Source organism: Duganella sp. AC237 (assembly GCF_979254035.1).
The window spans coordinates 1,105,876-1,131,144 of record NZ_CEEDEW010000003.1 but is presented as its reverse complement, the minus strand read 5'-3'; the positions used below and the strand labels follow the sequence as shown (position 1 = coordinate 1,131,144).

At 62.3% G+C, this 25,269-nt stretch carries 28 protein-coding genes; 10 read left to right on the top strand and 18 right to left on the bottom strand.

Annotated elements, in window-relative coordinates:
- Positions 1-73: 73 nt before the first annotated feature.
- Complete coding sequence (locus tag AC0IYS_RS05445) at positions 74-769, top strand: PEP-CTERM sorting domain-containing protein (RefSeq protein WP_471704212.1); 696 nt, start codon at positions 74-76, stop codon at positions 767-769.
- On the opposite strand, the gene AC0IYS_RS05440 is transcribed toward AC0IYS_RS05445, so the two are convergent.
- A complete protein-coding gene (locus tag AC0IYS_RS05440) occupies positions 766-1,536 on the bottom strand; it encodes a ThuA domain-containing protein (protein ID WP_471704211.1) in 771 nt (256 codons plus the stop codon). The genes AC0IYS_RS05445 and AC0IYS_RS05440 overlap by 4 nt on opposite strands.
- A 115-nt stretch (positions 1,537-1,651) precedes the next feature.
- On the opposite strand from AC0IYS_RS05440, the gene AC0IYS_RS05435 reads away from it, so the two are divergent.
- Positions 1,652-2,038 (top strand): YbaN family protein, encoded by a 387-nt coding sequence (locus AC0IYS_RS05435; RefSeq protein ID WP_471704210.1) that lies wholly within the window; start codon positions 1,652-1,654, stop codon positions 2,036-2,038.
- A 21-nt stretch (positions 2,039-2,059) separates the two neighbouring features.
- Here AC0IYS_RS05435 and AC0IYS_RS05430 read toward each other — a convergent pair whose 3' ends face one another.
- The 11 genes from AC0IYS_RS05430 to tyrS all read right to left on the bottom strand — a co-directional run bounded on the left by AC0IYS_RS05430 (position 2,060) and on the right by tyrS (position 11,176).
- On the bottom strand, positions 2,060-2,536 hold the full coding sequence (locus AC0IYS_RS05430; RefSeq protein ID WP_471704209.1) for a YaiI/YqxD family protein: 477 nt from the start codon (positions 2,534-2,536) through the stop codon (positions 2,060-2,062).
- Positions 2,536-3,591 (bottom strand): Holliday junction branch migration DNA helicase RuvB, encoded by a 1,056-nt coding sequence (ruvB, locus tag AC0IYS_RS05425; protein WP_209725130.1) that lies wholly within the window; start codon positions 3,589-3,591, stop codon positions 2,536-2,538. The genes AC0IYS_RS05430 and ruvB overlap by 1 nt, the downstream gene beginning before the upstream one ends.
- Before the next feature lie 112 nt (positions 3,592-3,703).
- Positions 3,704-4,282, bottom strand: coding sequence for a Holliday junction branch migration protein RuvA (gene ruvA, locus AC0IYS_RS05420; protein ID WP_471704208.1), 579 nt, complete (start codon positions 4,280-4,282; stop codon positions 3,704-3,706).
- A gap of 30 nt (positions 4,283-4,312) precedes the next feature.
- Complete coding sequence (gene ruvC, locus AC0IYS_RS05415) at positions 4,313-4,873, bottom strand: crossover junction endodeoxyribonuclease RuvC (RefSeq protein WP_315212374.1); 561 nt, start codon at positions 4,871-4,873, stop codon at positions 4,313-4,315.
- Positions 4,874-4,989: 116 nt separating this feature from the next.
- Complete coding sequence (gene purH / locus AC0IYS_RS05410) at positions 4,990-6,576, bottom strand: bifunctional phosphoribosylaminoimidazolecarboxamide formyltransferase/IMP cyclohydrolase (protein WP_471704207.1); 1,587 nt, start codon at positions 6,574-6,576, stop codon at positions 4,990-4,992.
- A gap of 89 nt (positions 6,577-6,665) precedes the next feature.
- Positions 6,666-6,899: a helix-turn-helix domain-containing protein gene (locus AC0IYS_RS05405; RefSeq protein WP_008445162.1), complete on the bottom strand. Its 234-nt coding sequence runs from the start codon at positions 6,897-6,899 to the stop codon at positions 6,666-6,668.
- 109 nt (positions 6,900-7,008) lie between these two features.
- Positions 7,009-8,025, bottom strand: a complete 1,017-nt coding sequence (gene dusB / locus AC0IYS_RS05400; protein WP_471704206.1) for a tRNA dihydrouridine synthase DusB — start codon at positions 8,023-8,025, stop codon at positions 7,009-7,011.
- Positions 8,026-8,139: 114 nt separating this feature from the next.
- Complete coding sequence (locus AC0IYS_RS05395) at positions 8,140-8,790, bottom strand: histidine phosphatase family protein (RefSeq protein WP_471704205.1); 651 nt, start codon at positions 8,788-8,790, stop codon at positions 8,140-8,142.
- The gene (locus AC0IYS_RS05390) at positions 8,787-9,458 is read right to left on the bottom strand and encodes a YbhB/YbcL family Raf kinase inhibitor-like protein (RefSeq protein WP_471704204.1); all 672 of its coding nucleotides are present in this window, start codon (positions 9,456-9,458) and stop codon (positions 8,787-8,789) included. Before AC0IYS_RS05390 ends, AC0IYS_RS05395 begins: the two co-directional genes overlap by 4 nt.
- 21 nt (positions 9,459-9,479) lie before the next feature.
- Positions 9,480-9,926, bottom strand: coding sequence for a D-aminoacyl-tRNA deacylase (dtd, locus tag AC0IYS_RS05385; protein WP_471704203.1), 447 nt, complete (start codon positions 9,924-9,926; stop codon positions 9,480-9,482).
- On the bottom strand, positions 9,923-11,176 hold the full coding sequence (tyrS, locus tag AC0IYS_RS05380) for a tyrosine--tRNA ligase (protein ID WP_471704202.1): 1,254 nt from the start codon (positions 11,174-11,176) through the stop codon (positions 9,923-9,925). The genes dtd and tyrS overlap by 4 nt, the downstream gene beginning before the upstream one ends.
- Before the next feature lie 158 nt (positions 11,177-11,334).
- Between tyrS and AC0IYS_RS05375 the strand changes: the two genes are divergently transcribed.
- Both AC0IYS_RS05375 and AC0IYS_RS05370 read left to right on the top strand, forming a co-directional pair.
- Positions 11,335-12,717, top strand: coding sequence for a peptidoglycan DD-metalloendopeptidase family protein (locus AC0IYS_RS05375; protein WP_471704201.1), 1,383 nt, complete (start codon positions 11,335-11,337; stop codon positions 12,715-12,717).
- Between the two features lie 166 nt (positions 12,718-12,883).
- A complete protein-coding gene (locus AC0IYS_RS05370; protein WP_471704200.1) occupies positions 12,884-13,981 on the top strand; it encodes an anhydro-N-acetylmuramic acid kinase in 1,098 nt (365 codons plus the stop codon).
- Between the two features lie 171 nt (positions 13,982-14,152).
- Here AC0IYS_RS05370 and erpA read toward each other — a convergent pair whose 3' ends face one another.
- From erpA to rplM, 4 genes are all read right to left on the bottom strand, one after another.
- On the bottom strand, positions 14,153-14,518 hold the full coding sequence (gene erpA, locus AC0IYS_RS05365; RefSeq protein ID WP_090316908.1) for an iron-sulfur cluster insertion protein ErpA: 366 nt from the start codon (positions 14,516-14,518) through the stop codon (positions 14,153-14,155).
- Between the two features lie 118 nt (positions 14,519-14,636).
- Positions 14,637-15,674, bottom strand: a complete 1,038-nt coding sequence (gene argC / locus AC0IYS_RS05360) for an N-acetyl-gamma-glutamyl-phosphate reductase (protein WP_471704199.1) — start codon at positions 15,672-15,674, stop codon at positions 14,637-14,639.
- 166 nt (positions 15,675-15,840) lie between these two features.
- Entirely contained in the window at positions 15,841-16,233 is a 393-nt protein-coding gene (gene rpsI / locus AC0IYS_RS05355) for a 30S ribosomal protein S9 (RefSeq protein ID WP_008445137.1), read from the bottom strand.
- Positions 16,234-16,242: 9 nt separating this feature from the next.
- Complete coding sequence (rplM, locus tag AC0IYS_RS05350; RefSeq protein ID WP_056157909.1) at positions 16,243-16,671, bottom strand: 50S ribosomal protein L13; 429 nt, start codon at positions 16,669-16,671, stop codon at positions 16,243-16,245.
- 215 nt (positions 16,672-16,886) lie between these two features.
- Here rplM and AC0IYS_RS05345 point away from each other — a divergent pair, with 215 nt between their 5' ends.
- The gene (locus AC0IYS_RS05345) at positions 16,887-17,312 is read left to right on the top strand and encodes an OsmC family protein (RefSeq protein WP_471704198.1); all 426 of its coding nucleotides are present in this window, start codon (positions 16,887-16,889) and stop codon (positions 17,310-17,312) included.
- 4 nt (positions 17,313-17,316) lie between these two features.
- Here the strand turns inward: AC0IYS_RS05345 and coq7 are convergent, their stop codons facing one another.
- The gene (coq7, locus tag AC0IYS_RS05340; protein ID WP_471704197.1) at positions 17,317-17,958 is read right to left on the bottom strand and encodes a 2-polyprenyl-3-methyl-6-methoxy-1,4-benzoquinone monooxygenase; all 642 of its coding nucleotides are present in this window, start codon (positions 17,956-17,958) and stop codon (positions 17,317-17,319) included.
- A 43-nt stretch (positions 17,959-18,001) separates the two neighbouring features.
- On the bottom strand, positions 18,002-18,436 hold the full coding sequence (locus tag AC0IYS_RS05335; RefSeq protein ID WP_471704196.1) for a hypothetical protein: 435 nt from the start codon (positions 18,434-18,436) through the stop codon (positions 18,002-18,004).
- Positions 18,437-18,551: 115 nt separating this feature from the next.
- Between AC0IYS_RS05335 and AC0IYS_RS05330 the strand changes: the two genes are divergently transcribed.
- The 5 genes from AC0IYS_RS05330 (at position 18,552) to AC0IYS_RS05310 (ending at position 25,237) form a co-directional block, all read left to right on the top strand.
- The gene (locus AC0IYS_RS05330; RefSeq protein WP_471704195.1) at positions 18,552-19,331 is read left to right on the top strand and encodes an ABC transporter ATP-binding protein; all 780 of its coding nucleotides are present in this window, start codon (positions 18,552-18,554) and stop codon (positions 19,329-19,331) included.
- Positions 19,332-19,334: 3 nt separating this feature from the next.
- Positions 19,335-20,531: an ABC transporter permease gene (locus AC0IYS_RS05325; RefSeq protein WP_471704194.1), complete on the top strand. Its 1,197-nt coding sequence runs from the start codon at positions 19,335-19,337 to the stop codon at positions 20,529-20,531.
- A 219-nt stretch (positions 20,532-20,750) separates the two neighbouring features.
- A complete protein-coding gene (locus AC0IYS_RS05320) occupies positions 20,751-21,644 on the top strand; it encodes an ABC transporter ATP-binding protein (RefSeq protein ID WP_471704193.1) in 894 nt (297 codons plus the stop codon).
- Between the two features lie 9 nt (positions 21,645-21,653).
- Positions 21,654-24,611, top strand: coding sequence for an ABC transporter permease (locus AC0IYS_RS05315; protein WP_471704192.1), 2,958 nt, complete (start codon positions 21,654-21,656; stop codon positions 24,609-24,611).
- Complete coding sequence (locus tag AC0IYS_RS05310; protein WP_471704191.1) at positions 24,596-25,237, top strand: hypothetical protein; 642 nt, start codon at positions 24,596-24,598, stop codon at positions 25,235-25,237. Before AC0IYS_RS05315 ends, AC0IYS_RS05310 begins: the two co-directional genes overlap by 16 nt.
- The last annotated feature ends 32 nt before the right edge of the window (positions 25,238-25,269 follow it).

The window sequence follows — 25,269 nt, the reverse complement described above, 5'->3', positions numbered from 1 at the left end:
GCCCACTGCCCATCCCTTGCTTAATGTGCAATTCCATGGTTGAATTGACATTCAATTCACAGGGGAATAAATGATGAAAAGAATCACAACCTTGCTCGCCGGACTACTGTTGGCCGGCGCGGCACAGTCGGCGGTGCTGACCTACACCTTCAGCGCCCAAATCGATTATCTGGCGTCCGAATGGGGGGCGGTCGACAGCTCGCACGTCACCGGCCACACCATCAACATCGGCGACACCGTCACCGGCCACTTCCGCTTCGACACCAACACCCACAAGGGCTGGGAATACAACGATGGCAGCGGGTTGGCCGAACATTACTATGAAGAGGGCGACAGCGGGGTCAACGCCATCGTCGCCCACATCGGCACGGACGGACAGACCGTGTCGAGCGATGCCAACTCGTTCGACAACATCGTCATGCACCATGCCCTGAGCGAAAACTACAACGATGCCTACCTGTTGATCCTGTCCCAGCGAACCGATGGCACAATCAACCAGGGCTTCGGATTCGGCTTTGCCGGCATCGACCCGGGGGCGAACACCGGCATTGCCGCCTCGTTCGTCTCGATGCTCGACCCTTACGGGCTTCCCAATCGTTTTTTCTTCAGCTACAGCGATATTTTCGATGCAACTCAGCCGCCGCGCATGGTCTCGCTCGATGCAAAACTGACGTCGCTGACCCTGGTGACGGCGCCGGTACCCGAACCGGCGACCTATGCGATGCTGCTGTCGGGATTGGCGCTACTGGCGTGGCGCCGCGCGCGCTAGCGCGCGATGCCTCTGCCGGTGGCGGTCCAGTAGATGCCGCCCATCAGGTGCGACAGGTATTGCGGGTCCCTGTACATGTCGCCGCTGTGCCCCAGCGCCGTGACGAACACGCGGCCCTTCTCCACCTGGTGGTACCACGCCACCGGGTGCTCCTTGCCCATCCCTTTTGACACCTGCCCCGGCCAGATCTTGGTCGGGTCGTAGGTGCTCTCGTCGACGTTGAGCACCGGGTTGATCTTGATGTTGTGCGGATTGTCGAACACATACCACTCGTCGCTCCAGATCCAGCGCGCAGGCAGGCCGAACGTCGCAGGGAACGTCTTGTCGACGACTTCGGCCACGCCGGTCTGCAGCATCGGATGGTTGCCGACCCGCCGGCCGATCAGCTTCTCGAACCACGGCCACGTATCGGGCGGAATGATCAGCGCGCGGTGCACCAGCATGGCGTTGCCGCCGTTGCGCATGTACTGCTCGAACTTCCTGCGGCGCGGCTCGCTGAGCTCCTCGCCCGGCGTGTTGAGGAACATCACCATCGCATATTGGCTCAGGTCGCCGTCGAACACCTCCGGCCGATGCGTGTACACCATCTCGAACGCGTGCAGCCTGGCCTGCTTCTCCAGGCTTTCGCGGGCGATCGGGATGTACTCGTAGTGGTATTTGCCGGGCATGGCCAGCACCAGGATTTTGTACTGCTCGTCGGCGCGCGCGCCGGCGGTGAACAACAACAAGCCAGCCAAGGCCATGAAGGCCAATATGATTTTTCTCATTCCATGTCTCCACAAAGTTAGCGCTATCATCCGGACCGGTCCAATATACACTTTTTCCCGCCAGTGGTGATACGATTCTCGTCTGGCTTGCACCCCGGCAAGCAACGGAACCCTGATGAAAATAGTACTGAATCTGATCGGCTGCGTGGCGGTGGCGCTAGGCGTGCTGGGCATTTTTTTGCCGCTGCTGCCGACCACGCCATTCCTGCTGCTGGCCTCGGCCTGCTTCGCGCGCGGCTCGTCGCGCCTGCACAACTGGCTGCAAACCAACCGCGTATTCGGCAAATACCTGCGCGACTACGAGAACGGCCGGGGCATTCCGCTGCGCGGCAAGCTCTGGATACTGCTCTTCATGTGGGGCTCGATGAGCTACTCGGTCTGGCGCACGGACGTGCCGTACGTGCGCGTGCTGATCATCCTCGTTGGCTGCTGCGTGACGATCTACCTGACCCGCTTCGTCCCCACCATGCCCGTGCCGGGATCGGGCGAGCGCGCCGACTAGCCCGTGCCCCCCTGCGGTGGACTATTGCTGACCTTGGGCGGCCCCCGGCGGGGTGGCGTATTTGCGCAGGTGCCGGTCCAGGCTGTTGGCGAAGCTCTGGCGGTCGCCCTGGCTGAAGGCGGCCGGGCCGCCGGTATCGACGCCGCTGCCGCGCAATTCGTCCATGAAGGCGCGCATGCTGAGCATTTGCGCGATGTTGTCGTTGGTGTAGAACTCGCCGCGCGGATTGAGCGCGTACCCGCCCTTGTTCAACACGTCCGACGCCAGCGGGATGTCGCCGGTGACGACCAGGTCGCCCGGCGCCAGCAGCCGCACGATTTCCTGGTCGGCCACGTCGGCGCCGGACGGCACCTGCACCGACCGCACAAAGCGCGACGGCGGCACGCGCAGCAGCTGGTTGGCCACCAGGGTGACCTGCATCTGCATGCGCTCGGCCACGCGGTAAAGGATGTCCTTGATGACGGCGGGACAGGCGTCGGCGTCGACCCAGATCTGCATCACAGGTCCCACAGTTCGCCGTTGGGATTGGTGCGCGGCGGCGTCACGCCGAAATGCTTGTACGCGGCCGGCGTGGCCACCCGCCCGCGCGGCGTGCGCTGCAGGAAGCCCTGCTGGATCAGGTACGGCTCGAGCACGTCCTCGATGGTGTCGGCCGCCTCGCCGATGGCCGCCGCCAGGTTGCCGATGCCGACCGGGCCGCCGCCGAATTTGTACAGCACCGCCTCGAGCAGCTTGCGGTCCATGACGTCGAAGCCGACGGTGTCGACGTCGAGCATGACGAGCGCGGCGTCGGCCACGGTCTTGGTGATGTCGCCGTTGGCCTTGACCTCGGCGTAATCGCGCACGCGGCGCAGCAGGCGGTTGGCGATGCGCGGCGTGCCGCGCGCGCGGCGGGCGATCTCGACGGCGCCGTCCGGCGCGATGTTGGCCTTGAGCAGCGCGGCGCTGCGCGTGACGATCTTGGTCAACTCCTCGGTGTTGTAGAACTCCAGGCGGGCGACGATGCCGAAGCGGTCGCGCAGCGGGTTGGTCAGCATGCCGGCGCGGGTGGTGGCGCCGACCAGCGTGAACGGCTGCAGGTCGAGCTTGACCGAGCGCGCGGCCGGGCCCTCGCCGATCATGATGTCGATCTGGTAGTCCTCCAGCGCCGGGTACAGGATCTCCTCGACCACCGGCGACAGGCGGTGGATCTCGTCGATGAACAGCACGTCGTTCGCTTCCAGGTTGGTCAGGATGGCGGCCAGGTCGCCGGGGCGCTCGAGCACCGGGCCGGAGGTCTGGCGCAGGTTGACCCCCATCTCGCGCGCGATGATGTTGGCCAGGGTGGTCTTGCCGAGGCCCGGCGGCCCGAACAGCAAGGTGTGGTCGAGCGCCTCCTTGCGGTTGCGCGCGGCGGCGATGAAGATCTCCAGCTGGTCGCGGATCTTGGCCTGCCCGACATATTCATCGAGATGCTTGGGGCGCAGCGCGCGCTCGATCGCCTCTTCATTGGGCGACGACGGCGCCGCGTCGATGATGCGCTGTTCGGTGAAGCTGTCGGTCTGGATGCTCATTGAGTGCTGGTTGCCTGGTTAAGTCTGGATTTGCTATACGGAACATCCGCCGGTTGCGGGGGGCGATCTATTGTCACCACCTGCGATTCTACCCTGCCTTCATCCCAGCGAATCAGCCTTTGGACAGCGCCTTTAAAGCTTGCTTGATGCCGTCCGAGACGCCGCTGCCGGCCGGCACGGTCTTGAGCGCGAGCAGCGCTTCCTTGTCCGAGTAGCCCAGCGCCAGCAGCGCGTTGAGGATGTCCGACTGCGAATCGGGCACCGCGTGGCCGCCGCCGGCGCCGATGTCCGCGCCCAGCTTGCCCTTCAACTCCAGCAGCAGGCGCTCGGCGGTCTTCTTGCCGATGCCGGGCACCTTGATCAGGCGCCCCGACTCCTGCAGCGTCACCGCCTGCGCCAGGTCGGAAATCGACATGCCCGACAGGATCGACAACGCCGTGCGCGCCCCGACGCCGGTGATCTTGATCAGCTGGCGGAACACGGCGCGCTCCTCGGCGTTGCCAAAGCCGAACAGCAAATGCGCGTCCTCGCGGATCGCCTGGTGCGTAAACAGCACCACCTTTTCGCCGACGTGCGGCAGGTTGTAGAAGGTGCTCATCGGCACATCGACCTCGTAGCCGACACCGGCGCACTCGACCAGCAGTTGCGGCGGATTTTTTTCAAGCAAAATACCGGAGAGACGACCGATCATCGTGTTGTAGCCTTCTTAAATGAGGGGGAGTTAGCCGACCAGGCGGCCGTTTTTCATGCGCAGGCCGGCCAGCGGACCGCTCTTGGCGGTGCTGGTGCCCTTGCCGGCGCCGGCGATCAGGGTCAAGGTCTCGCGGCTGTGGGCGTGGCAAATGGCGATGCCGAGCGCGTCGGCGGCGTCGGTGCCGGGCAGGCCGGGCAAGGACAACAGCCGCGCCACCATGTCCTGCACCTGCGCCTTGACCGCGCGGCCGGTGCCGACGACGGCCTGCTTCACCTGCGTCGGCGAATATTCCGCCACGCTGAGCTCGGCCGACACCAGCGCGCAAATGGCCGCGCCGCGCGCCTGGCCCAGCAGCAGGGTCGATTGCGGATTAACGTTGACAAACACCTGCTCGATGGCCGCGCACTCGGGCTGATAGATGCGGGCGACCTCGGCCACGCCATCGAGGATCACCTTCAAGCGCGCCGGCAAGCCGCCCTCGCCGCTTTTGATGGTGCCCGACGCGACGTAATACAGCTTCGCGCCCTGCTTGCGAATAACGCCAAAGCCGGTCGTGCGCAAGCCGGGGTCGATGCCGAGAATTATCATTAATGGATTGTATGCAGTAAAGAAAGCGCCCGCAAGCTAGCGGGCGCTTTTATGTTCCGGCGGGGTCAAGTCTGTCATTCGGACACGACCCCATCCGCCCTACGGGGAGCGGCGGCTTAGTGACGGAAGTGGCGGATACCGGTGTAGACCATCACCACGCCGCGCTCGTTGGCCGCGTCGATCACTTCCTGGTCGCGCATCGAGCCGCCCGGATGAATCACGCAGGTCGCGCCGGCGTCGACCACCACGTCCAGGCCGTCACGGAACGGGAAGAACGCATCCGACGCCACCACCGAACCGGTCAACGACAGGCCGGCGTTCTGCGCCTTGATCGAAGCGATGCGGGCCGAATCGATACGGCTCATCTGTCCGGCGCCCACACCCAGGGTCATGTTATTGCCGCAGAAGACGATCGCGTTCGACTTCACGTACTTGGCCACGCGCCAGGCGAACATCATGTCCTGCAACTGCTGCGGCGTCGGCTGCAGCTTGCTGACCACTTTCAGGTCCGTCAGCAGCACATTTTTCGCATCGGCCGACTGCACCAGCAGCCCGCCGCCGACACGCTTGAAGTCCATCGCGTTGACGCCGTTGCCCAGCGGGATTTCCAGCAGACGCACATTCTGCTTGGCCGACAGGATCTGCTTGGCCTCGGCCGAATACGACGGCGCGATCAGCACCTCGACGAACAGCTTGGCCAGCTCGGTGGCGGCGGCCGCGTCGATCTCGACGTTGAAGGCGATGATGCCGCCGAAGGCCGACGTCGGATCGGTCTGCAGCGCGCGCTTGTAGGCGTCGGCGGCGTCGAAGCCGAGCGCCACGCCGCACGGATTGGCGTGCTTGACGATGACGCAGGCGGCGCTTTGCTGGAAGCTGCCCATGCTCTTGACGCATTCCCACGCCGCATCGGCGTCGGCGATGTTGTTGAACGACAGTTCCTTGCCCTGCAGCTGGCGGTAGTTGGCCAGCGCGCCGTCGGTGGCGGCGACGTCGCGGTAGAACGCGGCCGACTGGTGCGGATTCTCGCCGTAGCGCATGTCCTGCACTTTTTCAAACGCCACGTTCAAGGTGGTCGGATAGGCGTTGCGGCTGGCGTGCTGGCGGTCGGCGCCCAGGCTGGTCAGGTAGTTGGCGATGGCGCCGTCGTACTGCGCGGTGTGCGCGTAGACCTTGGTGGCCAGCTTGAAACGGGTGTCGTAGCCGACAACGCCCGGCGCGTTGTCGGTGGTCTGCATTTCCGCCAGCACCACGCCGTAGTCCGACGGATCGCAGATGACGATCACGTCCTTGTGGTTCTTGGCCGCCGAGCGCAGCATGGCCGGGCCGCCGATGTCGATGTTCTCGATGGCGTCGTCCAGCGAACAATCCTGCTTGGCGACGGTGGCCTGGAACGGATACAGGTTGACCACCACCATGTCGATGGTCGGAATGGCGTGTTCTTCCAGCTTGGCCACGTGCTCCGGGAAATCGCGGCGCGCCAGGATGCCGCCGTGCACCTTCGGATGCAGGGTTTTGACGCGGCCATCGAGCATCTCCGGGAAGCCGGTGTAGTCGGCGACCTCGGTCACGGCCACGCCGTTGTCGGCCAGCAGTTTGGCGGTGCCGCCGGTCGACAGGATCTTGACGCCCATGGTGGACAGCGCGCGGGCGAAGTCCAGCACACCGGTTTTGTCGGAGACGGAGATGAGAGCTTGTTTAATCATGGCTATGAAAGGCTAGGTGGGTTGATATCGGATTGCGGACCGGCCCAACGGCCGTTCCCAGCCGCCCATGCCGGAAAAATCGCCGCTGTTTACAGCAGGCCGTGTTCTTGCAGTTTCTTGCGCAGGGTGTTGCGGTTGATGCCCAGCATCTGCGCCGCGTGCGACTGGTTGCCGTCGGCGCGCGTCATGACCACTTCCAGTATCGGCTTTTCCACGGTCAGCACGACCATATCGTAGATATTCGATGCCTGCTGCTCGCCCAGGTCGTTGAAGTAATCTTCAAGGCTCTTCTGGACTACTTCCTGGATACTTTCTTTGCTCATTTTGATGTCGTTCGCTCAATAATCTGTTGACGCTGGTAAATCACTCCGGGACTCATGATCCAGGCGCTTACCCTTCTGATATAACTTTTTTAGTACTGGCTAGCTGTTCTTATGCGGCTTGCAAAACTTCAGGGAGGCGGTATTGTAACCGCTCGCCGTAAGTCCACTGGGATTCGAAGAACTGGTCGACGGCGATCAGTTGCTCGTCGGTGGACTCCAGCAGATTCATCTTCTGGCGGAATGCCTCGCCGCCCTCGAGGTCGCGCACATACCAGCCGATGTGTTTGCGCGCGGTGCGCACGCCCAGGTAGTCGCCGTAAAACGCGTAGTGGGCGCGCAGGTGTTCGTCCATCAGCGCCCGCACCTCGTCGACGTACGGCGACGGCAGATGGGTGCCGGTGCGCAGGAAATGCTCGATCTCGCGGAAGATCCACGGCCGGCCCTGCGCCGCGCGGCCGATCATGACGGCGTCGGCGCCGGTGTAATCGAGCACGAATTTGGCTTTTTCCGGGGTCGTGATGTCGCCGTTGGCCACCACGGGAATGGCCACGGACTGCTTGACCGCCGCGATCATGTCGTACTCGGCGTCGCCGGTGTAGCCGTCGGCGCGCGTGCGGCCATGCAAAGTCAGCATGGCGATGCCCGCGTCCTCGGCAATGCGCGCGATCCTCAAGGCGTTCTTGTTTTCGCGGTTCCAGCCGGTGCGGAATTTCAAGGTGACCGGCACGTCGACCGCGCCGACCACCGCCTCGACGATCTCCCTGACCAGCGCCTCGTTCTGCAACAGGGCCGAGCCGCACCAGCTGTTGCACACCTTCTTGACCGGGCAGCCCATATTGATATCGATGATCTGGGCGCCGCGTTCGACGTTGAAGCGGGCGCAGTCGGCCAGGTCCTTGGGATCGGCGCCGGCGATCTGCACCGCCTTCGGCTCCATTTCGCCGGTATGGTCGGTGCGGCGCGAACTCTTTTCCGTCGCCCACAGGCGCGGATTGGAGGCCGCCATTTCGGACACCGCATACCCCGCCCCCAACTGCTTGCACAGCTGGCGGAAAGGCCGATCCGTCACTCCCGCCATGGGAGCGACGAAAACGTTGTTGCGCAGTAAATGAGGGCCGATTTGCACTGGCGATACCTGATGGGGAAGAAGGAACCTTCTATTTTAACCGAAGGGCTGCTCAAATAATAAGCACTATTTTTTATGAAAACTGCAAATGTGCAGCCTGAACGTTATGAGCGGTCAGATCACATCGTCCATCGCGGCCAAGCTCAGGTGCTCTACTTCGCCCCAGCTAGTTAGCGCTAACTTCCCGTCGGCGAAGCTGAAGCGGTTGATGCTGGCGTTCTTGACCTGGAAATCGCGCGGGCTGTCGAGCTGCATGCCGACCGCCTCGCGGTAGGCGCATTCGAGCACGCCGCCGTGGGCGACGATAGCGACGGTTTTGCCCGGATGACGCTCGGCCCATTCCCGAATGGCAGAGATGGCACGCGCGTAAAACTGGCGGAAACTCTCCGCCACGCGCTCTCCCGGCGGCATCACAGCGTCGATATCGCGCGCCTGCCACAGCGCGAAGTCGGCCGGGTATTGCTGCGCGACTTCGGTGTACAACATGCCCTCGAAAACGCCATAGCAGCGCTCGCGCAGCTTGGCGTCGGTGTGCACCTGGGCGCCGTGGTACTGGTCGGCAACAGCCTGGGCCGTCTGGCGGGCGCGCTGCAGGTCGCTCGAGACGATCACGTCGACCGACTCGGCGGCCAACGCCTGCGCCAGCGCGCCGGCCTGACGTTCGCCTTCGGCGTTGAGCGGGATGTCGATATGGCCCTGCAGGCGGCGCACGGCGTTCCAGGCCGTCTCGCCGTGGCGGATCAGCAAAATATTCGTGTTGTTCATGCGGTCTTTTTTCTGGGCTTGCGGGCCGGTTCGGCGGCCAGGGCCGGATTCAAGGTGTACGTGCCGATCAGTTGCGCCTCATCGACGATATGGCCGTGGATGGCGTTGAGCACGTCGATACAAGTGAAGCGCCCATCCAATGCCAGACGCGGCACATCGAGCGCATACATGCGAAAAATATAATGGTGGACGCGCTCATCGTTCCACGGCGGACAGGGGCCATCATACCCGTAATAGTCGCCGGCCATCGCCGGGTCGGCCGAAAACCAGTTGGTGTAATCGTTGACGCCCTGCCGCAGGGCGGCGCCATCCAGGCCCACATCCGGACCGGGCTTGCCGCGCGCCACGACGCCGTCCGACACCGCGCCCTCGGCGATCTGGTGCAGGCCGACCGGGATATCGATCAGGCTCCAGTGGAAAAAATCGTCGCGCGGCATGCTCGCCGGCAAGGTGACGCCGGTGCGGTTGATGCCGGTGGCGTCGGTCGGCACGTCGCCGTCGATGCACAGCAACACCAGCGATTCGGTGCCGGCCGGCACGTCGGTCCAAGTCAGCTGGGGATTGCGGTTGCCCGACAACGCCAACTGGCCATCGGCGCCCAGGGTGGCAAAGGCGCAGGCGGCTGGCATCGCGGTGCCGTCGCGAAAGCTCTCACTCGACAGTTTCATCTCTCGTCTCCCGGGCTGTTTTTATTTAGAGCTGGTTTGCAGCCAAAACGTTACAGGTCCGTCGTTGGTCAGCGTGACTTTCATGTCCGCACCAAACTGGCCCGTTTGCACCACAGTGTGCCGCAAACGCGCTTGCTCGACAAAATAATTGAACAGCCGTAGGCCCTCGGCCGGCGCGGCCGCCGGCGTGAACGACGGACGGGTGCCGGACTTGGTGTCGGCCGCCAGGGTGAACTGCGGCACCAGCAGCAAGCCGCCGGCCACGTCCGTCACGCTGCGGTTCATCTTGCCGGCGTCGTCCGAAAACACGCGGTAGCCCAGCATTTTGGCCAGCAAGGTATCGGCGTCCTTCTCGGTGTCGTTGCGTTCCGCACACACCAGCACCATCAAGCCGGCACCGATGGCGCCGATGGTGGCGCCTTCGACCACCACCTTGGCCTCGCTGACCCGTTGCAGCAGCGCGATCATGCGGACAGGGTCACGCGAGCGAACTTGCGTCGGCCAACTTGCAGCACGAAGGTACCGGCCTCGATCTTGACCGTTTTATCGCTGATAACAACGCTATCCAGGCGCACGCCGCCCTGGTCGATCATGCGCATCGCTTCCGAGGTGGAGGGGCACAGGCCTGCCATCTTCAGCAATTGCGGGATGCCGACCGGCGCGCCGCTCAGCGACACTTCCGGCACATCGTCCGGAATGCCGCCCTTGGAGCGGTTGACGAAGTCGTTGAGCGCCTCGTCGGCCGCCGCCTGCGAGTGGAAACGGGCGACGATTTCCTGCGCCAGCGCCACTTTGGCGTCGCGCGGGTTGGCGCCGCCGTCGATCGCGGCCTTGAGCGCGGCGACGTCGGCGATCGAGCGGAACGACAGCAACTCATAGTATTTCCACATCATCACGTCGGAAATGCTCATGATCTTGGCGAACATGGTATTGCCCGGCTCGGTGATGCCAATATAGTTGTTCTTGGACTTGGACATTTTATCGACGCCGTCCAAACCTTCCAGCAGCGGCATGGTCAAAATGCACTGCGGTTCCTGGTCGTAGTCCTTCTGCAGTTCGCGGCCAACCAGCAAATTGAACTTCTGGTCGGTGCCGCCCAGCTCCAGATCGGACTTCAAGGCGACCGAATCATAGCCCTGCATCAAAGGATAGAGGAACTCATGGACCGCAATCGGTGTCCCACCCTTGAAACGCTTGCTAAAATCATCCCGTTCCATCATGCGCGCCACGGTGTAATGCGAGGCCAGCTTGATCAGGCCACGCGCGCCGAGCGGATCGCACCACTCGGAGTTGTAGCGGATTTCAGTCTTGGCCGGATCGAGCACCAGCGAAGCCTGCTTGAAATAGGTCATGGCGTTTTGTTCGACCTGCTCCTTGGTCAGCGGCGGGCGCGTCATATTGCGGCCCGACGGGTCGCCGATCATCGACGTGAAGTCGCCGATGAGGAAAATGACTTGGTGGCCCAGATCTTGCAACTGACGCATCTTGTTCAGCACGACAGTGTGTCCCAAGTGCAAATCCGGTGCGGTCGGGTCCAGGCCCAGCTTGATGCGCAGCGGCACGCCGCTTTGCTCGGAGCGCGCCAGCTTTTGCGCGAACTCGCTTTCGATCAGCAACTCGTCGACACCCCGTTTGGTGATGGCGAGCGCCTCTTGTACACGGTCGGTCAGGGGCAGCGCTTTAGAGGAGGCCGGCGGTGTGGAAGAAGGGATAGTCATATATTTTGTGCGTTTTTTTTCAAAAAAAGGTAGTCAGCGCCAGGAGTTTGTTATAATCCTCGATCCATCAATCTTGCCGTACGAAAACGAAACCCGACAATAATTAGAAGAAATAAAAGGTTCCTGAATAGTTCAAGCGGCAAATTTTAACTGATTGCATGAACCAAATACATAAATTCACGAGCTCACGCTTGTACAGTCTGATAGCTTCAACGCGCAAAGCGCGCATTGTCAGCGCTTCGGCACTGTTCCTCACAGTGTGTGCGTTCGGTGCCGCCGGCGTCGCGCCGCTGGCCCCGGATCCTGCCGATCTGCCGGTGAAATCCGTGCAGGAAGCCGTCACGATGCCGGATCTTACGCCGCAGATCAACGCACTTGAGGAACAATCGTCCAGCGAACACTTCGTCCACGAAGAACGCATCCGCGCTGGCGACACCCTGGCCACCTTGCTCACCCGCCTGGGTGTGGAAGACGACGCCGCCGAAAACTTCATCAAAAAAGACAAGGTCGCCAAAGGCGTCATGCAGCTGAAGACGGGCAAACGCGTCCAGGCGCAGACCGACGATGAAGGCAATCTGCAATGGCTGCGCGCGGTCGTGGTCGATGGCAAGGATATCCCTGTCAAGAACATCAAGATTTCCCGCAAGAACGACCGCTTTGTCGCGGAAGAAGAGCCGGCCAAGCTGGAACGCCGCGTCGAGATGCATGCCCGCACCATCAACTCGACCCTGTTCGCAGCCACCGATTCGAACGAAGACGGCACCAAGCTGCCGGACACGATCGTCAAGCAAATCGTTGAGATGTTCTCGACCAGCATCGACTTCCGGGGCGACCTGAAGCGCGGCGACCATTTCAACGTGGTGTATGAGACGTTCTGGCAGGATGGGGAATTTGTTCGCGCGGGCCGCATCCTGGCGGGCGAATTCACCAACCGCGGCACGACGTATCAGTCGGTATGGTTTGAAGATCCGCAGACCAAGCAAGGCGGCGGTTATTACAGCTTCGACGGCAAGGCGCTGAAAAAGGCCTTCCTGAAGTCGCCGGTGGAATTCTCGCGGATTTCGTCGGGCTTCTCGATGCGCGTGCATCCGGTCTCGGGCGAGTGGAAAGCCCACAAGGGCATCGACTTCCCTGCGCCGACCGGTACGCCGATTCGCGCCTCTGGCGATGGCGTCGTCGATTTCGCCGGCACGCAAAACGGCTACGGCAATTTCGTCACCATCAAGCACTGGAACAATTATTCGACCGCTTACGCCCACATGAGCCGCTTTGCGCCTGGCGTCAAAAAAGGCACCAAGGTCAGCCAGGGCGACGTGATCGGTTATGTCGGCAGCACCGGCTGGTCGACCGGCGCCCACTTGCACTACGAGTTCCGCGTCGGTGGCGAAGCCAAAGACCCGAGCAAGCTCAACGTGACCGCGCAGGCGCCGTTGACGGCCGCCGAACTGTCGCGCTTCAAGTTGTACGCGGCGGACATGTCGCACCGCTTCGCGCTGCTGCAACCAGGTGGCTCGACCGGCACCCGCGTGGCAGCGAAATAAGCCTTCGCGCTCTACCGTTCCATCCGAAACAGGCCGCCGCACCGGCCTGTTTTTTTCGTCTGTTTCTTTTGCCCTAGACACATAATGCTCCGCCCAGCACGCTTGTTCCGTGCGACACCACACGCAAGCTCAGGCAAAATAGCTTTTTCAGCTTGAGGAAACAACAATGACCCACTATATCGGTTTGATGTCCGGCACCAGCCTGGACGGCGTGGACGGCGCGCTGGCCGATTTCTCCGGCGACGCCATCGACACGCTGGCGGCGGCCTACATCGCCTTTCCTCCGGCGCTGCGCGCCGAGCTGATGGCGCTGCAATCGTCCGGCGACAACGAGATCGAGCGCGAGGCGCTGGCCGCCAACCAGCTGGCGCAGTTCTACGCCCAGTGCGTCACGCAGCTGCTGGACGAAGCCGGCCGCGCGGCCGACACGGTGCGCGCCGTCGCCGTCCACGGCCAAACCATCCGCCACCGCCCCGAATTGGGCTTCACACGCCAGACCAACAACCCCGCCCTGCTGGCCGAGCTGTGCGGCATCGACGTCATCGCCGACTTCCGCAGCCGCGACATCGCCGCCGGCGGCCAGGGCGCGCCGCTGGTGCCGGCCTTCCACCAGGCGCTGTTCGGCAAGCCCGGCCAGGCCCGCGTGGTGGCCAACATCGGCGGCATTTCCAATATCAGCGTGCTGGACGGCGAAGGCGGCGTGATCGGCTTTGACACCGGCCCCGGCAATGTTTTGATGGATGCCTGGATCGGCCGCCACTTGGCCAAGGAATACGACGCCGACGGCGCCTGGGCCGCCAGCGGCAGGGAAATCCCCGAGTTGCTGCAGGAGTTGCTGCACGAACCCTATTTCGCGCTGCCGGCGCCGAAAAGCACCGGCCGCGACCTGTTCCACCTGGAATGGCTCGACACCCGGCTGGCCGTCTACGGCGACGCCGCGCCGGAAGATGTGCAATTCACGCTGACCAAGCTGACGGCGGTCTCGCTGGCGCGGGCCATACAGGCCTACGGCGGCGGCGCGGATGCGGTGTATGTCTGTGGTGGCGGCGCCTACAACGGCGTGCTGATGAGCGAACTGGGCGCCGCGCTGGGCAACAATGTACTGGTGGCGTCGACGCAAGCCCTGGGCGTGGCGCCGAACCGGGTGGAGGCCCTGGCGTTCGCTTGGCTGGGTTACCGCTTCAGCGAGCGCCTGGCAGGGAATTTACCGACGGTGACCGGAGCGAAAGGTGAGCGGGTGCTGGGAGCGCTCTACCCCCGCTAACCCCTCCGGGGTCAAGTCTGTCATTCGGACACGAACCCAGGCGTAAAGACGAGAATACGCCTGAGCCTGTGTCCGAATGACAGACTTGACCCCGATTGACTCGATTGACTGATGTAAACGACAACGGCGGACAACCGAAGTTGTCCGCCGCGTTGTACAGCCAGAACCGGGTTATACCGAGAACGAGGAGCCGCAGCCGCAGGTCGACGTCGCGGTCGGGTTCTTGATGACGAATTGCGCGCCTTCCAGGTCGTCCTTGTAGTCGATCTCGGCGCCCACCAGGTACTGATAGCTCATCGAGTCGATCAACAGCTGGACGCCGTTCTTGACCATCGTGGTGTCGTCTTCGTTGACGATTTCGTCGAACGTGAAGCCGTACTGGAAGCCGGAACAGCCGCCACCCTGAACGAACACACGCAGTTTCAGGTCGGGATTACCCTCTTCCTCGATCAGTTGGGCAACCTTTTCAGCCGCGCTATCGGTGAAGATGATCGGCGACGGGATTACATCTACTAGTGATTCGGCGACAGCATTCATTTCAGACTCCTACATGAAAACATTTAGGTCATTATAGACCGTTGGCGTTGTTTATGCTCCGGACCCCTCGAAAATGGGGAGTCTTGTGGCAAATATCAACGCCTGATTGAGGCTGGTGTTACGGCAGCAACGCGATCTGCGTCAGGCCGGTCGATTCTTCCAGGCCGAACATCAGGTTCATACACTGCACGGCCTGGCCGGATGCGCCCTTGACCAGGTTGTCCTGCACCACCAGCACGATGACGGTGTTGCCGTTGTCCGGACGATGCAGCGCCAGGCGCAGCACGTTGGCGCCGCGCGTCGAACGGGTCTCTGGATGCGAACCGAACGGCATGACGTCGACGAACGGCGCATCCTTGTATTGCTCTTCGAACAAAGCTTGCAGCGCTTCGTTGCTCACTTCCCTGGTCAAACGACCGTACAGGGTCGAGTGCATGCCGCGGATCATTGGCACCAGATGCGGCGTGAACACCAAGCCGACCTTGTCGCCGGCGAACTTTTGCAGTTGCGCCACGGTTTCCGGGGTGTGACGGTGACCCGACACGCCATAGGCCTTGAAGTTGTCGCTCGATTCGGAGAACAGGGTGCCGATCTCGGCCTTGCGGCCGGCGCCGGAGACGCCGGACTTGCAGTCGGCGATCAGCGAGCCGGCGTCGATCACGCCGGCCTTGAGCAGCGGATAGTAGCCCAGCTGCATCGTGGTCGGGTAGCAACCCGGATTGGCGACCAGGCGCGCGCCCTTGATGGCGTCCCGGTTCAGTTCGGCCAGGCCGTAGGCGGCTTCTTCCAGCAGATCCGGGCAGGTGTGCTCGATCTTGTACCATTTTTCAAAGACGGCCTTGTCCTTGATGCGGAAATCGGCCGCCAGGTCGATGACCTTGACGCCGGCCGCCAGCAACTCCGGCGCTTGCGCCATGGCGACGCCGTGCGGGGTGGCGAAGAACACCACGTCGCACTGCTTGAGGTCGGCCTTGTCCGGCGAAGAGAAAGCGATGTCCACGCGCCCGCGCAGCGAAGGGAACATATCGGCAACCGGCAAGCCATCTTCCTTGCGCGACGTGATGGCCGTCAGCTGCACATCAGGGTGGACGGCCAACAGTCGCAGCAATTCCACTCCGGTGTAACCGGTGCCGCCGACGATGCCAACTTTGATCATGTTCGTTCCTTCGATGTATAAGTGCGTGGAGAAATGGAGTCCATTTTATCAGCCATGCGCGACAGGCGCATGACAGTACCGAATGGCAAAAAAGCAAAAAAGCCGCCCGACACAAGGCCGGCGGCTTTTTCGACAGCACGCCGCAAGCGGCGCGCCATAGCGTAAATTAACGCTTCGAGAATTGCTTTGCGCGACGTGCTTTGCGCAGACCAACTTTTTTACGTTCAACTTCACGTGCATCGCGGGTCACGAAGCCGGCGCGTGCCAGATCGCCCTTCAGCGCTGCATCGTAGTCGATCAGGGCGCGGGTGATGCCGTGACGCACAGCACCTGCCTGGCCGGACTCGCCGCCGCCGTGCACGTTGACTTTGATGTCAAAACGCTCGACGTTGCCGGTCAGTTCCAGTGGTTGACGAATAACCATCAGGCCGGTTTCGCGGGAGAAGTACTCAGCCGCTGGCTTGCCGTTAACGATGATTTGGCCAGTGCCAACTTTGATAAACACACGAGCTACTGCACTCTTGCGACGGCCGGTGCCGTAATTGTAGTTACCGATCATGTCAGTTCCTTAGATTTCGAGTGCTTTAGGTTGCTGGGCAGCGTGCGGGTGCGAACCTTCAGCGTACACTTTCAGCTTCTTGATCATTGCGTAGCCCAGTGGGCCCTTCGGCAACATACCCTTGACTGCTTTTTCCAGAGCACGGCCTGGGAAACGCTGTTGCATTTTCAGGAAGTTGGTCTCGTAGATGCCGCCTGGGTAGCCCGAGTGACGGTAGTAGGTCTTCTCGGTGGCTTTGGTGCCGGTCACGCGCAGTTTGCCTGCGTTGATGATGACGATGAAATCGCCGGTATCGACGTGAGGAGTAAATTCTGGCTTGTGTTTGCCGCGCAGTCGGAGTGCCACTTCGCTGGCAACACGTCCGAGGACTTTGTCCGTCGCGTCAATCACGAACCAATCGCGCTGGACTTCATGGCCCTTAGCGGAAAAAGTTTTCATGTTGACTTCCTAAATAGTAAAACACGCTCAAATGGTGGTTCCGCCATTGCTTCAGCGGACTCGGCCTTCTTATTTACTTTCCTGAGCGAACGGAAAGCCGACAAGTATAAGCGGGAATGCTTTGCCGAGTCAAGCCGCCATCGACCTTGTCGACTCCCGACGTTGCCGCGCCGCCTCCTTTACAATATGGACAACCACTTTTAACGGAGAACACGATGGAATGCAAAGTCAGCTGGAACGGCCCGTCGGGCATGAGTTTTTTGGCCCAGACCGGCTCCGGTCATCTGGTCAACATGGATGGCGCGCCTGAAGGTGGCGGTCACAACCTGGCGCCGCGTCCGATGGAAATGGTGCTGCTCGGCACCGGCGGCTGCACGGCGTATGACGTGGTGCTGATTTTGAAGAGGGGCCGCGCGGATATCCGCGGCTGCGAATGCACCCTGAAGGCGGATCGCGCCGACGTCGATCCGAAGGTGTTCACCAAGATTAATTTCCACTTTGTCGTCACCGGCAAGGGCTTGAAGCCGGAGGCGGTGGAACGCGCGATTTCGCTGTCACATGACAAGTATTGCTCGGCGTCGATTATGCTGGGCAAGATGGCCGAGATCACGCACTCGTTCGAGATCGTCGAAGTCGAATAAACCTTTAGATGTAATACGCGGTGCTGGTCATGATCTTGCCCATCACCGACATGACGGCCTGCACCGGCGCCGGCGTTTGTGCGGCGCCCAGCGCCTGCGCGGCGGCGCCGTGTTCGATCTCGTCGATGCGCATCTGCTCGACGATCGCGCGCGACTTGGCGTCCTGCGGCGGCAACTTGTCCAGATGGCTGGCCAGGTGCGCTTCCACCTGGCGCTCGGTCTCGACCACGAAACCCAGGCTGCGGGCGTCGCCCAGCACCGCAGCCACCGTGCCGAGCGCGTACGCGCCGGCGTAGAACAGCGGATTCAACACGCTGGTGTGCGAGCCCAGCTCGTTCAAGCGCTGCGCGGTCCACGCCAGATGGTCTTCCTCTTCCCTGCCCGCCTGCTCGAACTGGGCGCGCATCTCGGCCGTCTTGGCGAAGCGGCCCTGCGAGTTGTACAGCGCCTGCGCGCAGACCTCGCCCACGTGGTTGACCCGCATCAGGCCGGCGCTGTGGCGCTGTTCCGCCTCGCTCAGCTGGCCGTCGTCGGAGCGCAGGCCGGGATTCGGCCGCGACGCCGAGGCGACGCCGGCGATCACGCGCAGCGCCTTGTCGGCGTCGGCGATAAAACGGTCCAGAGGGGTGTGGTGGAAGGCGGCCATGGCGGTTCTTGGTTCGTCAAAACCACCATTATAGGGGCGCGATTTAATTCGCGTCCGTCTCTTCGCGCAGCTGCCGCTGGCGCTCGATGTAGTCGGCCACGGGGCCGCGCACGTCGATCTTCGAAATGTCCTTCGCCACGCCAAGATTCAGCCCCAGCAGGAAGGGAATATTCTCGACCGGCACGTCGTTGCAATGCTCGACGAAGGCCTTGAGGAAGCGCTTGGACTCGACCACCCGCACCACTTTCTCTCCGCTCATGTATTGCAGGATGCTGGTGATGCTGTGGCCCTTGCCGATCGTGTGGTAGATGAAGCGGTTGAACTCGCGGTCCAGCACTTTGAAATCGAGCGTTTCCTTGGTCATCAAACCGGCCAGGTAATACAGTCCCAGTGCAACGCGGAAGAAGCCCGTACATTCCGTGCGGTCGACGCCGCATTGCGTCACCGCCAGTATTTTTTCCTGCAGTTGAGCATTCATATGCGTCTCCATGTCATCACTATAACAAGACATTTGTCGCCACACTTGCTTGCAAGCCAGAATTTTTGCATGCTATTCTTGAAATCTTTAAAAAATAACAGCCAGGGACAGCGAAATGATCGAGGTAAAAGGGCTGGCCAAACGCTTCCGCTTGCCTTCGCGCGCCGGCAAGGCCGCAGCGGCGCTCGATCCGCGCGATCACGACGGCTGGTTCCACGCCGTGCGCGATGTCAGCTTCAGCTGCGCGCCCGGCGAGGTGCTGGGACTGCTCGGTCCCAACGGCGCCGGCAAGACCACCACTTTGCGCCTGCTGTCCACCGCGCTCAAGCCCGACGCCGGCAGCATCCATGCCAACGGCGTCGACCTGCTGCACAACCCGCTTGTGGCGCGCCAGCACATCGGTTTCCTGTCCGGCAGCACCGGCCTGTACGGCCGTCTGACCGCGCGCCAAAACGTCGAATACTTCGGCCGCCTGCACGGCTTGCGCTCCGAGCACCTGAAGCGCCGCTGCGACGAGCTGTTCGACCTGCTGCAAATGCACGAGTACGGCAACAAGCGCGCCGACCAGCTCTCCACCGGCATGAAGCAGAAATGCTCAATCGCCCGCACCGTCGTGCACGAGCCGAAGATCGTCATCCTCGACGAGCCGACCACCGGCCTCGACGTGATGGCCGCCAAGGTGCTGCTCGACTTTATCGCCAGCTACAAGGCGCTGCGGGTGCCGCTGATCTTTTCCACCCACCATTTGCACGAGGTGGAAAAGCTGTGCGACCGGGTCTGCATCATCAACCACGGCAGGACCGCTTTCCACGGCACCGTCGACGCCTTGCGCCACCTCGGCGGCAGCGCCGATCTGTACGACGCGTTCGTCGGCGTCATCAACCGGGGGGACTGAGCCATGTGGACCATCTATCTGAAGGAATTGCTGGAACTGATACGCGACCGCAAGACGTTCTTCTTCACCATCTTCGTGCCGGTCATCGCGATGCCGCTGATTTTCATCGGCTTCGGCATGCTGTCGAGCACGATGTTCAAGCAGGCCAGCCAGGCGCAAATGACCTACGCCATCTTCGGCAAGGACCACGCGCCGCAGCTGGCCGCCCGCTTCGCCGAAGAGAAAGGGCTGCGCGAGGTCGTGCTGTCGGGCCCCGACGAGATCAGGCGCGCCATCGGCGACGACCGCATCAAGTTCGCGTTGGTGATTCCGGCCGATCTGGAAAGCACCTTGGCAAAGCACCAGCAAGGGGTGATTGAGCTGCACTACAACAGCGCCTCGGCGGTCGACATGACGCGCAAGCGCGTGACCGCCGTGCTGGGCAACCACAACAACGTAGTGCGCGAGCTGGCGCTGCCGGCCCTCAACCTCAACAAGGACCAACTGCGCTTCGCGCTCGATCCGATCAAGCTCGAGGACCACTCGACCGCCGACAAGCGCGAGCAGACCGGCGCCATGATCGGCGGCCTGGTGCCCTACATCCTGTTGATGGTGTGCCTGGTGTCGGCGATGTATCCGGCCATCGACACCGGCGCCGGCGAGAAGGAACGCGGCACCATGGAAACCCTGCTGCTGGCGCCGGTCTCGCGCACCAGCATCGTGCTGGCGAAGTTCCTGATGCTGTTCACCGTCGGCCTGACCTCGGCGCTGCTGATGATCGCCAGCCTGGGCGGGCTGCTGATCTTCGGCGAGTCGCTGATGAGCGGCGATGTGGCGCAGATGGCGCGCTCGATCGGCCTGTTCGACCTGGCCATGGTGGCACTGATGCTGGTGCCGACGGCGGCCATGTTCGCCGCCATCCTGCTGTCGATCTCGGTGTACGCGAAAAGCTACAAGGAGGCTTCCGGCCTGATCTCGCCGCTGATGATCGTCACCATCCTGCCGACGTTGGCGGCGCTGCTGCCGGGTGTGGAAATGAACTGGAAGTGGGCTATGGTGCCGCTGACCAATGTCTCGCTAGCAATGAAGGAGCTGGTCAAAGGCACCATGGACTACAGCATGCTGTCGGTGATCATGCTGTCGACAACGGTCACGGCCGGCGCCCTGCTCATGCTGTGCCGCTGGTGGTTCAACCGCGAGGCGGTGCTGTTCAGAAATTGATGCCGAGAATGGTATTGAATCGGGCAAGTTGTCTATTCAAGCAAGTGGTGACGGACGGCGTTCTGGTAGGCCGTTTGCGCAGTCTGGCGCGCAGTTTCCGCCGCCCATCGCAATGGGGCCCCATCTATAGAACAAATTCAATACAATGCCATCATGTGAAAAGTGTATGGCCGTGCAGAAATGCTGGTTGTGCAGCGGCAGAATCATTCGGGAGTCAGCATGGAATTACGCATCAGCAACTTGTCTAAAACCTACGGCAATGGCGTCGTGGCGTTGGACAATATTTCGCTCACCATCCCCACCGGGATGTTCGGCTTGCTCGGCCCCAACGGCGCCGGCAAATCGACCCTGATGCGGACCTTGGCGACGTTGCAGGAATGCGATTCCGGTTCGGTGTTCCTCGACGACATCGACGTGCTCGACGAAAAAGACGAAGTGCGCCGCCTGCTCGGCTACCTGCCGCAGGATTTCGGCGTCTACCCGAAAGTGACGGCCTACGAACTGCTCGACCATTTCGCCGAGCTCAAAGGCTTGTCCAACCGCAACCGCCGGCGCGAGGTGGTCGACGGCCTGCTGCAGCAAACCAATCTGTTCGACGTGCGCCACCAGCGCCTGGGGGGCTTTTCCGGCGGCATGCGCCAGCGCTTCGGCATCGCCCAGGCGCTGCTGGGCGACCCGAAATTGATCATCGTCGACGAGCCGACCGCCGGCCTCGACCCGCAAGAGCGGGTGCGCTTCCACAACCTGCTCTCGGACATCGGCGAGGACAAGACCGTCATCCTTTCGACCCACATCGTCAGCGACGTCGCCGACCTGTGCGCCAACATGGCGATCATCAACAAGGGCCACCTGCTGCTGTGCGGCCCGACCCAGGAGCTGATCCACGAGGTCAGCGACAAGATCTGGGCCCGCTTCATCGACAAGCGCGACCTGCAATCGTTCCAGCTGCGCCACCCGGTCATCTCGTCGCGCCTGCTGTCGGGCCGCACCCTGATCCACGTCTACAGCGAAAACGACCCCGGCGACGGTTTCGAGGAAGCCATCGGCGACCTCGAGGATGTCTACTTCGCCACCATCGCCGGCCGCCACCAGGCCGCCGCCACCTGCGACTAAGGCGGCCGCATGTTCGCCATCGCCTTTTTTGAAGCGCGCCAGCGCCTCAAGCTGCTATCGACCTGGGTCTACTTCGTCGGCTTCCTGGCGCTGTCGCTGCTGTGGATGGCCGCCGCCGGCGGCTTTTTCAAGGAAGCCCAGGTCACCTTCGGCAGCCTGGCGATCAATTCGCCGCGCTCGCTGATGTTCACCGTCAGCGCGCTCGGCTCCTTGGGCGTGGTGGTGATCGCGGCCATGATGGGCCGCTCGGTGCAGCAGGATTTCGAGTACGACATGCAGCACTTCTTCTTCAGCGCGCCGATCAGGAAGCACCAGTACATGTTCGGCCGCTTCCTCGGCGCCTATTTCACCCTGGCGGTGATCTTCACCAGCATCATCCTCGGCGCCTGGCTGGGCAGCATGTTGCCGGGCATCGACCCCGAGCGGCTGGGCTTGCCGGGTCCGCTGGGCTACCTGATCCCCTACTTCATCGTCATCCTGCCCAACATCTTCATCTTCGGCGCCGTGTTCTTCATCCTCGCCGCGCTGACGCGGCGCATGCTGCCGGTCTACATCAGCAGTGTGGTCATGCTCATCGGCTACATCGTCGCCCCCGGCCTGGCGCGCGACCTCGACTATAAAACCCTGGCGGCGCTGATCGACCCCTTCGGCACCACGGCCGTGCTGCGCCTGACCGAATACTGGCCCATCATCGAGCGCAACACGCGCATGGTCTGGCCGGAGGGCGTGTACCTGCTCAACCGCGTGCTGTGGTCGTCGTTCGCGCTGGCCGGCCTGCTGCTGGGTTACTGGCGCTTCCACTTCATCGCCACCGTCGACAACGGCGCCAGCGGCAGCGCCAGCCGCGGCGAGGGCGAACCGCCGCCGCAACTGTCGGCCGTCTCGACCAACACGCAGGAAACGCCGGACTTCAAATCGCGCAGCCTGGCCGGACTGCTCATCAAGATGAGCTGGCTGAACCTGCGCGAAACGACCAAGAACATTTACTTCGTCGTCATCGTGCTGGCCGGTGTGCTGATGATGTTCGCCGGCGCGCTGGACATGGGCTCGATGTTCGGCACCAATACCTATCCGGCCACCTACCTGATCCTCGACTCGGTGACCGAAACGTTCGAGCTGTTCATGCTGGTGATCACCACCTTCTACGCGGGCGAGCTGATATGGCGCGAGCGCGAGGCGCGCATGGCGCAGATGCTCGACGCCCTGCCGATTCCAAGCTGGCTGCCGCTGCTGGCCAAGTTGTTCGCGCTGATCGGCCTGCAGGCACTGCTGATGGGTGTCGTCATGCTGTGCGGGATGACCATCCAGATCTTCAAAGGTTATTTTGTGCTGGAACCGGGGCTGTACCTGCACCAGTTGTTCCTGATCCAGTTGCCCGACTACGCGCTGGCGGCGGTGCTGGCGCTCGCGCTGCAGGTGCTGATCAACCAGCGCTACCTGGCCTACTTCGCGATGATCATGTACTACGTCGCCAACCTGACCATGTCCTCGATGGGCGTGGACGAACCGCTGCTAGCCTACGGCAACATGCCGCACTTCATCTACTCCGCGATGAACGGCTACGGCCACTACCTGCCGCGCGAGCGCTGGTTCGAGGCGTACTGGGGCGGCGCCGCGCTGCTCATGGTGGTCGGCTCGCTACTGTTCTGGGCGCGCGGCACCAACGATGGCTGGCGCCAGCGCATGCAACTCGCCCGCCACGCACTGACCAGGCCTGTGCTCGCCACGATGGCGGCCGGCGCGCTGATCTTCGCCGGCGCCGGCGCGGTGCTGTTCTACAACACGCACATCGTCAACGACTACAAGTCGACCTACGAAAAAGACGCCGCGCGCGCCGGCTACGAACGCAAGTACAAGCAATACGCCGCGCTGCCGCAGCCGCGCATCACCGACGTCAAGCTCGACGTCGCCATCACGCCGGCGCAGCGCAGCCTCTCGGTCAAGGGCCGCTACGTGCTGCAAAACAAGACCACGCAACCGGTCAGCGACATCATCATCCAGCAGGATGCCGACGCCACCGGCTACAAGGTGCGCTTCAGTCAGGAAGTGCGCGCGGGCCTGCGCGACACCGACCTCGGTTTCTACACCTACAAGCTGGTCAAGCCGCTGGCGCCGGGCGCGCGGATGGCGTTCGAGTTCGAGGTCGACTACGTACCGAAAGGCATCTTCGGCATGGGCCAGGACACGCCGGTCGTCCACAACGGCACTTTCTTCAACAACAGCGTGCTGCCGCACATCGGCTACCAGCAAGAGAACGAGTTGAGCGACGCGCGCGACCGCAAGAAGCACAATCTGGCCGTGCGCGAACGCATGTTGCCGCGCGACGATGCACGCGGCCTCGCCAACAATTTCAGCGGCAACGACGCCGACTGGATCAACTTCGACGCCATCGTCAGCACCAGCGCCGACCAGATCGCCATCGCGCCCGGCACGCTGGTCAAGGACTGGAGCAGAAAGGGACGGCATTACTATCACTACAAGATGGACCAGCCGATCCTGAACTTCTACGCCTTCCAGTCGGCGCGCTACCTGGTCAAGCGCGACTGGTGGCAGGACGTCGGCATCGAGATCTACTACCATCCGGGCCACGAGTACAACCTCGAGCGGATGAACAAGGGCATCAAGGAATCGCTCGATTACTACACGCGCAACTTCGGCCCCTACCAGCACAAGCTGGTGCGCATCGTCGAATTCCCGCGCTATGCCACGTTCGCGCAATCGTTCCCGAACACCATTCCGTACGCCGAATCGCTGGGCTTCATCGCCAAGGTCGACGACGGCAATCCGAAGGACATCGACTACCCGTTCTACGTCACCGCGCACGAAATGGCGCACCAGTGGTGGGGCCACCAACTGGTCGCCGGCAACACGCGCGGTGGCAGCGTGCTGAGCGAAACGCTGGCCGAATATTCTGCGTTGATGGTAATGAAAAAAATGTCGGCGCCAGCAAGATGCGCCGTTTCCTGAGCTACGACCTGCACCAATACCTGCTGGGACGCGCGCTGGAGCGCAAGAAGGAACTGCCGCTGGCCGACAATGAAAACCAGAACTACATCCAGTACCGCAAGGGCAGCCTGGCGATGTACCAGTTGCAGGACATCCTGGGCGAAGAAAAGATCAACGGCGCGCTCAAGGAGCTGCTGGCGAAACACGGGCGCAGTGGCGGGCCGTATCCTAGCGTCTCGGTGCTGGTGCAGGCGTTGCGCGGCATCACGCCGCCGGAGCAAGCGTACCTGATCGACGACCTGTTCAACCACATCGTCCTGTACGAAAACCATGGGGTATCGGCGACGGCGCGCAAGCTCAACGACGGCAAATACGAGGTCAGCTTCGTCGTCAGCGCGGCCAAGGTGCGCGCCAACGACCAGGGCGAAGAGCGCGACGTCGCGTTAAAGGACTACATCGACATCGGCATCGACGACAAGGACGGCAACAGCCTGCTGCGCGAGCGCAAGCTCATCGACCGCAAGGACAACAGCTACACGGTCATCGTCAGCGGCCGCCCGGCCAGGGCCGGCATCGACCCCGACAACAAGCTCATCGACCGCAAGCCCGACGACAACATGGTCAACGTCGAACTGCAAGCGCAATAAGCTCCGGGGTCAGGTCCACCATTTCTACACGA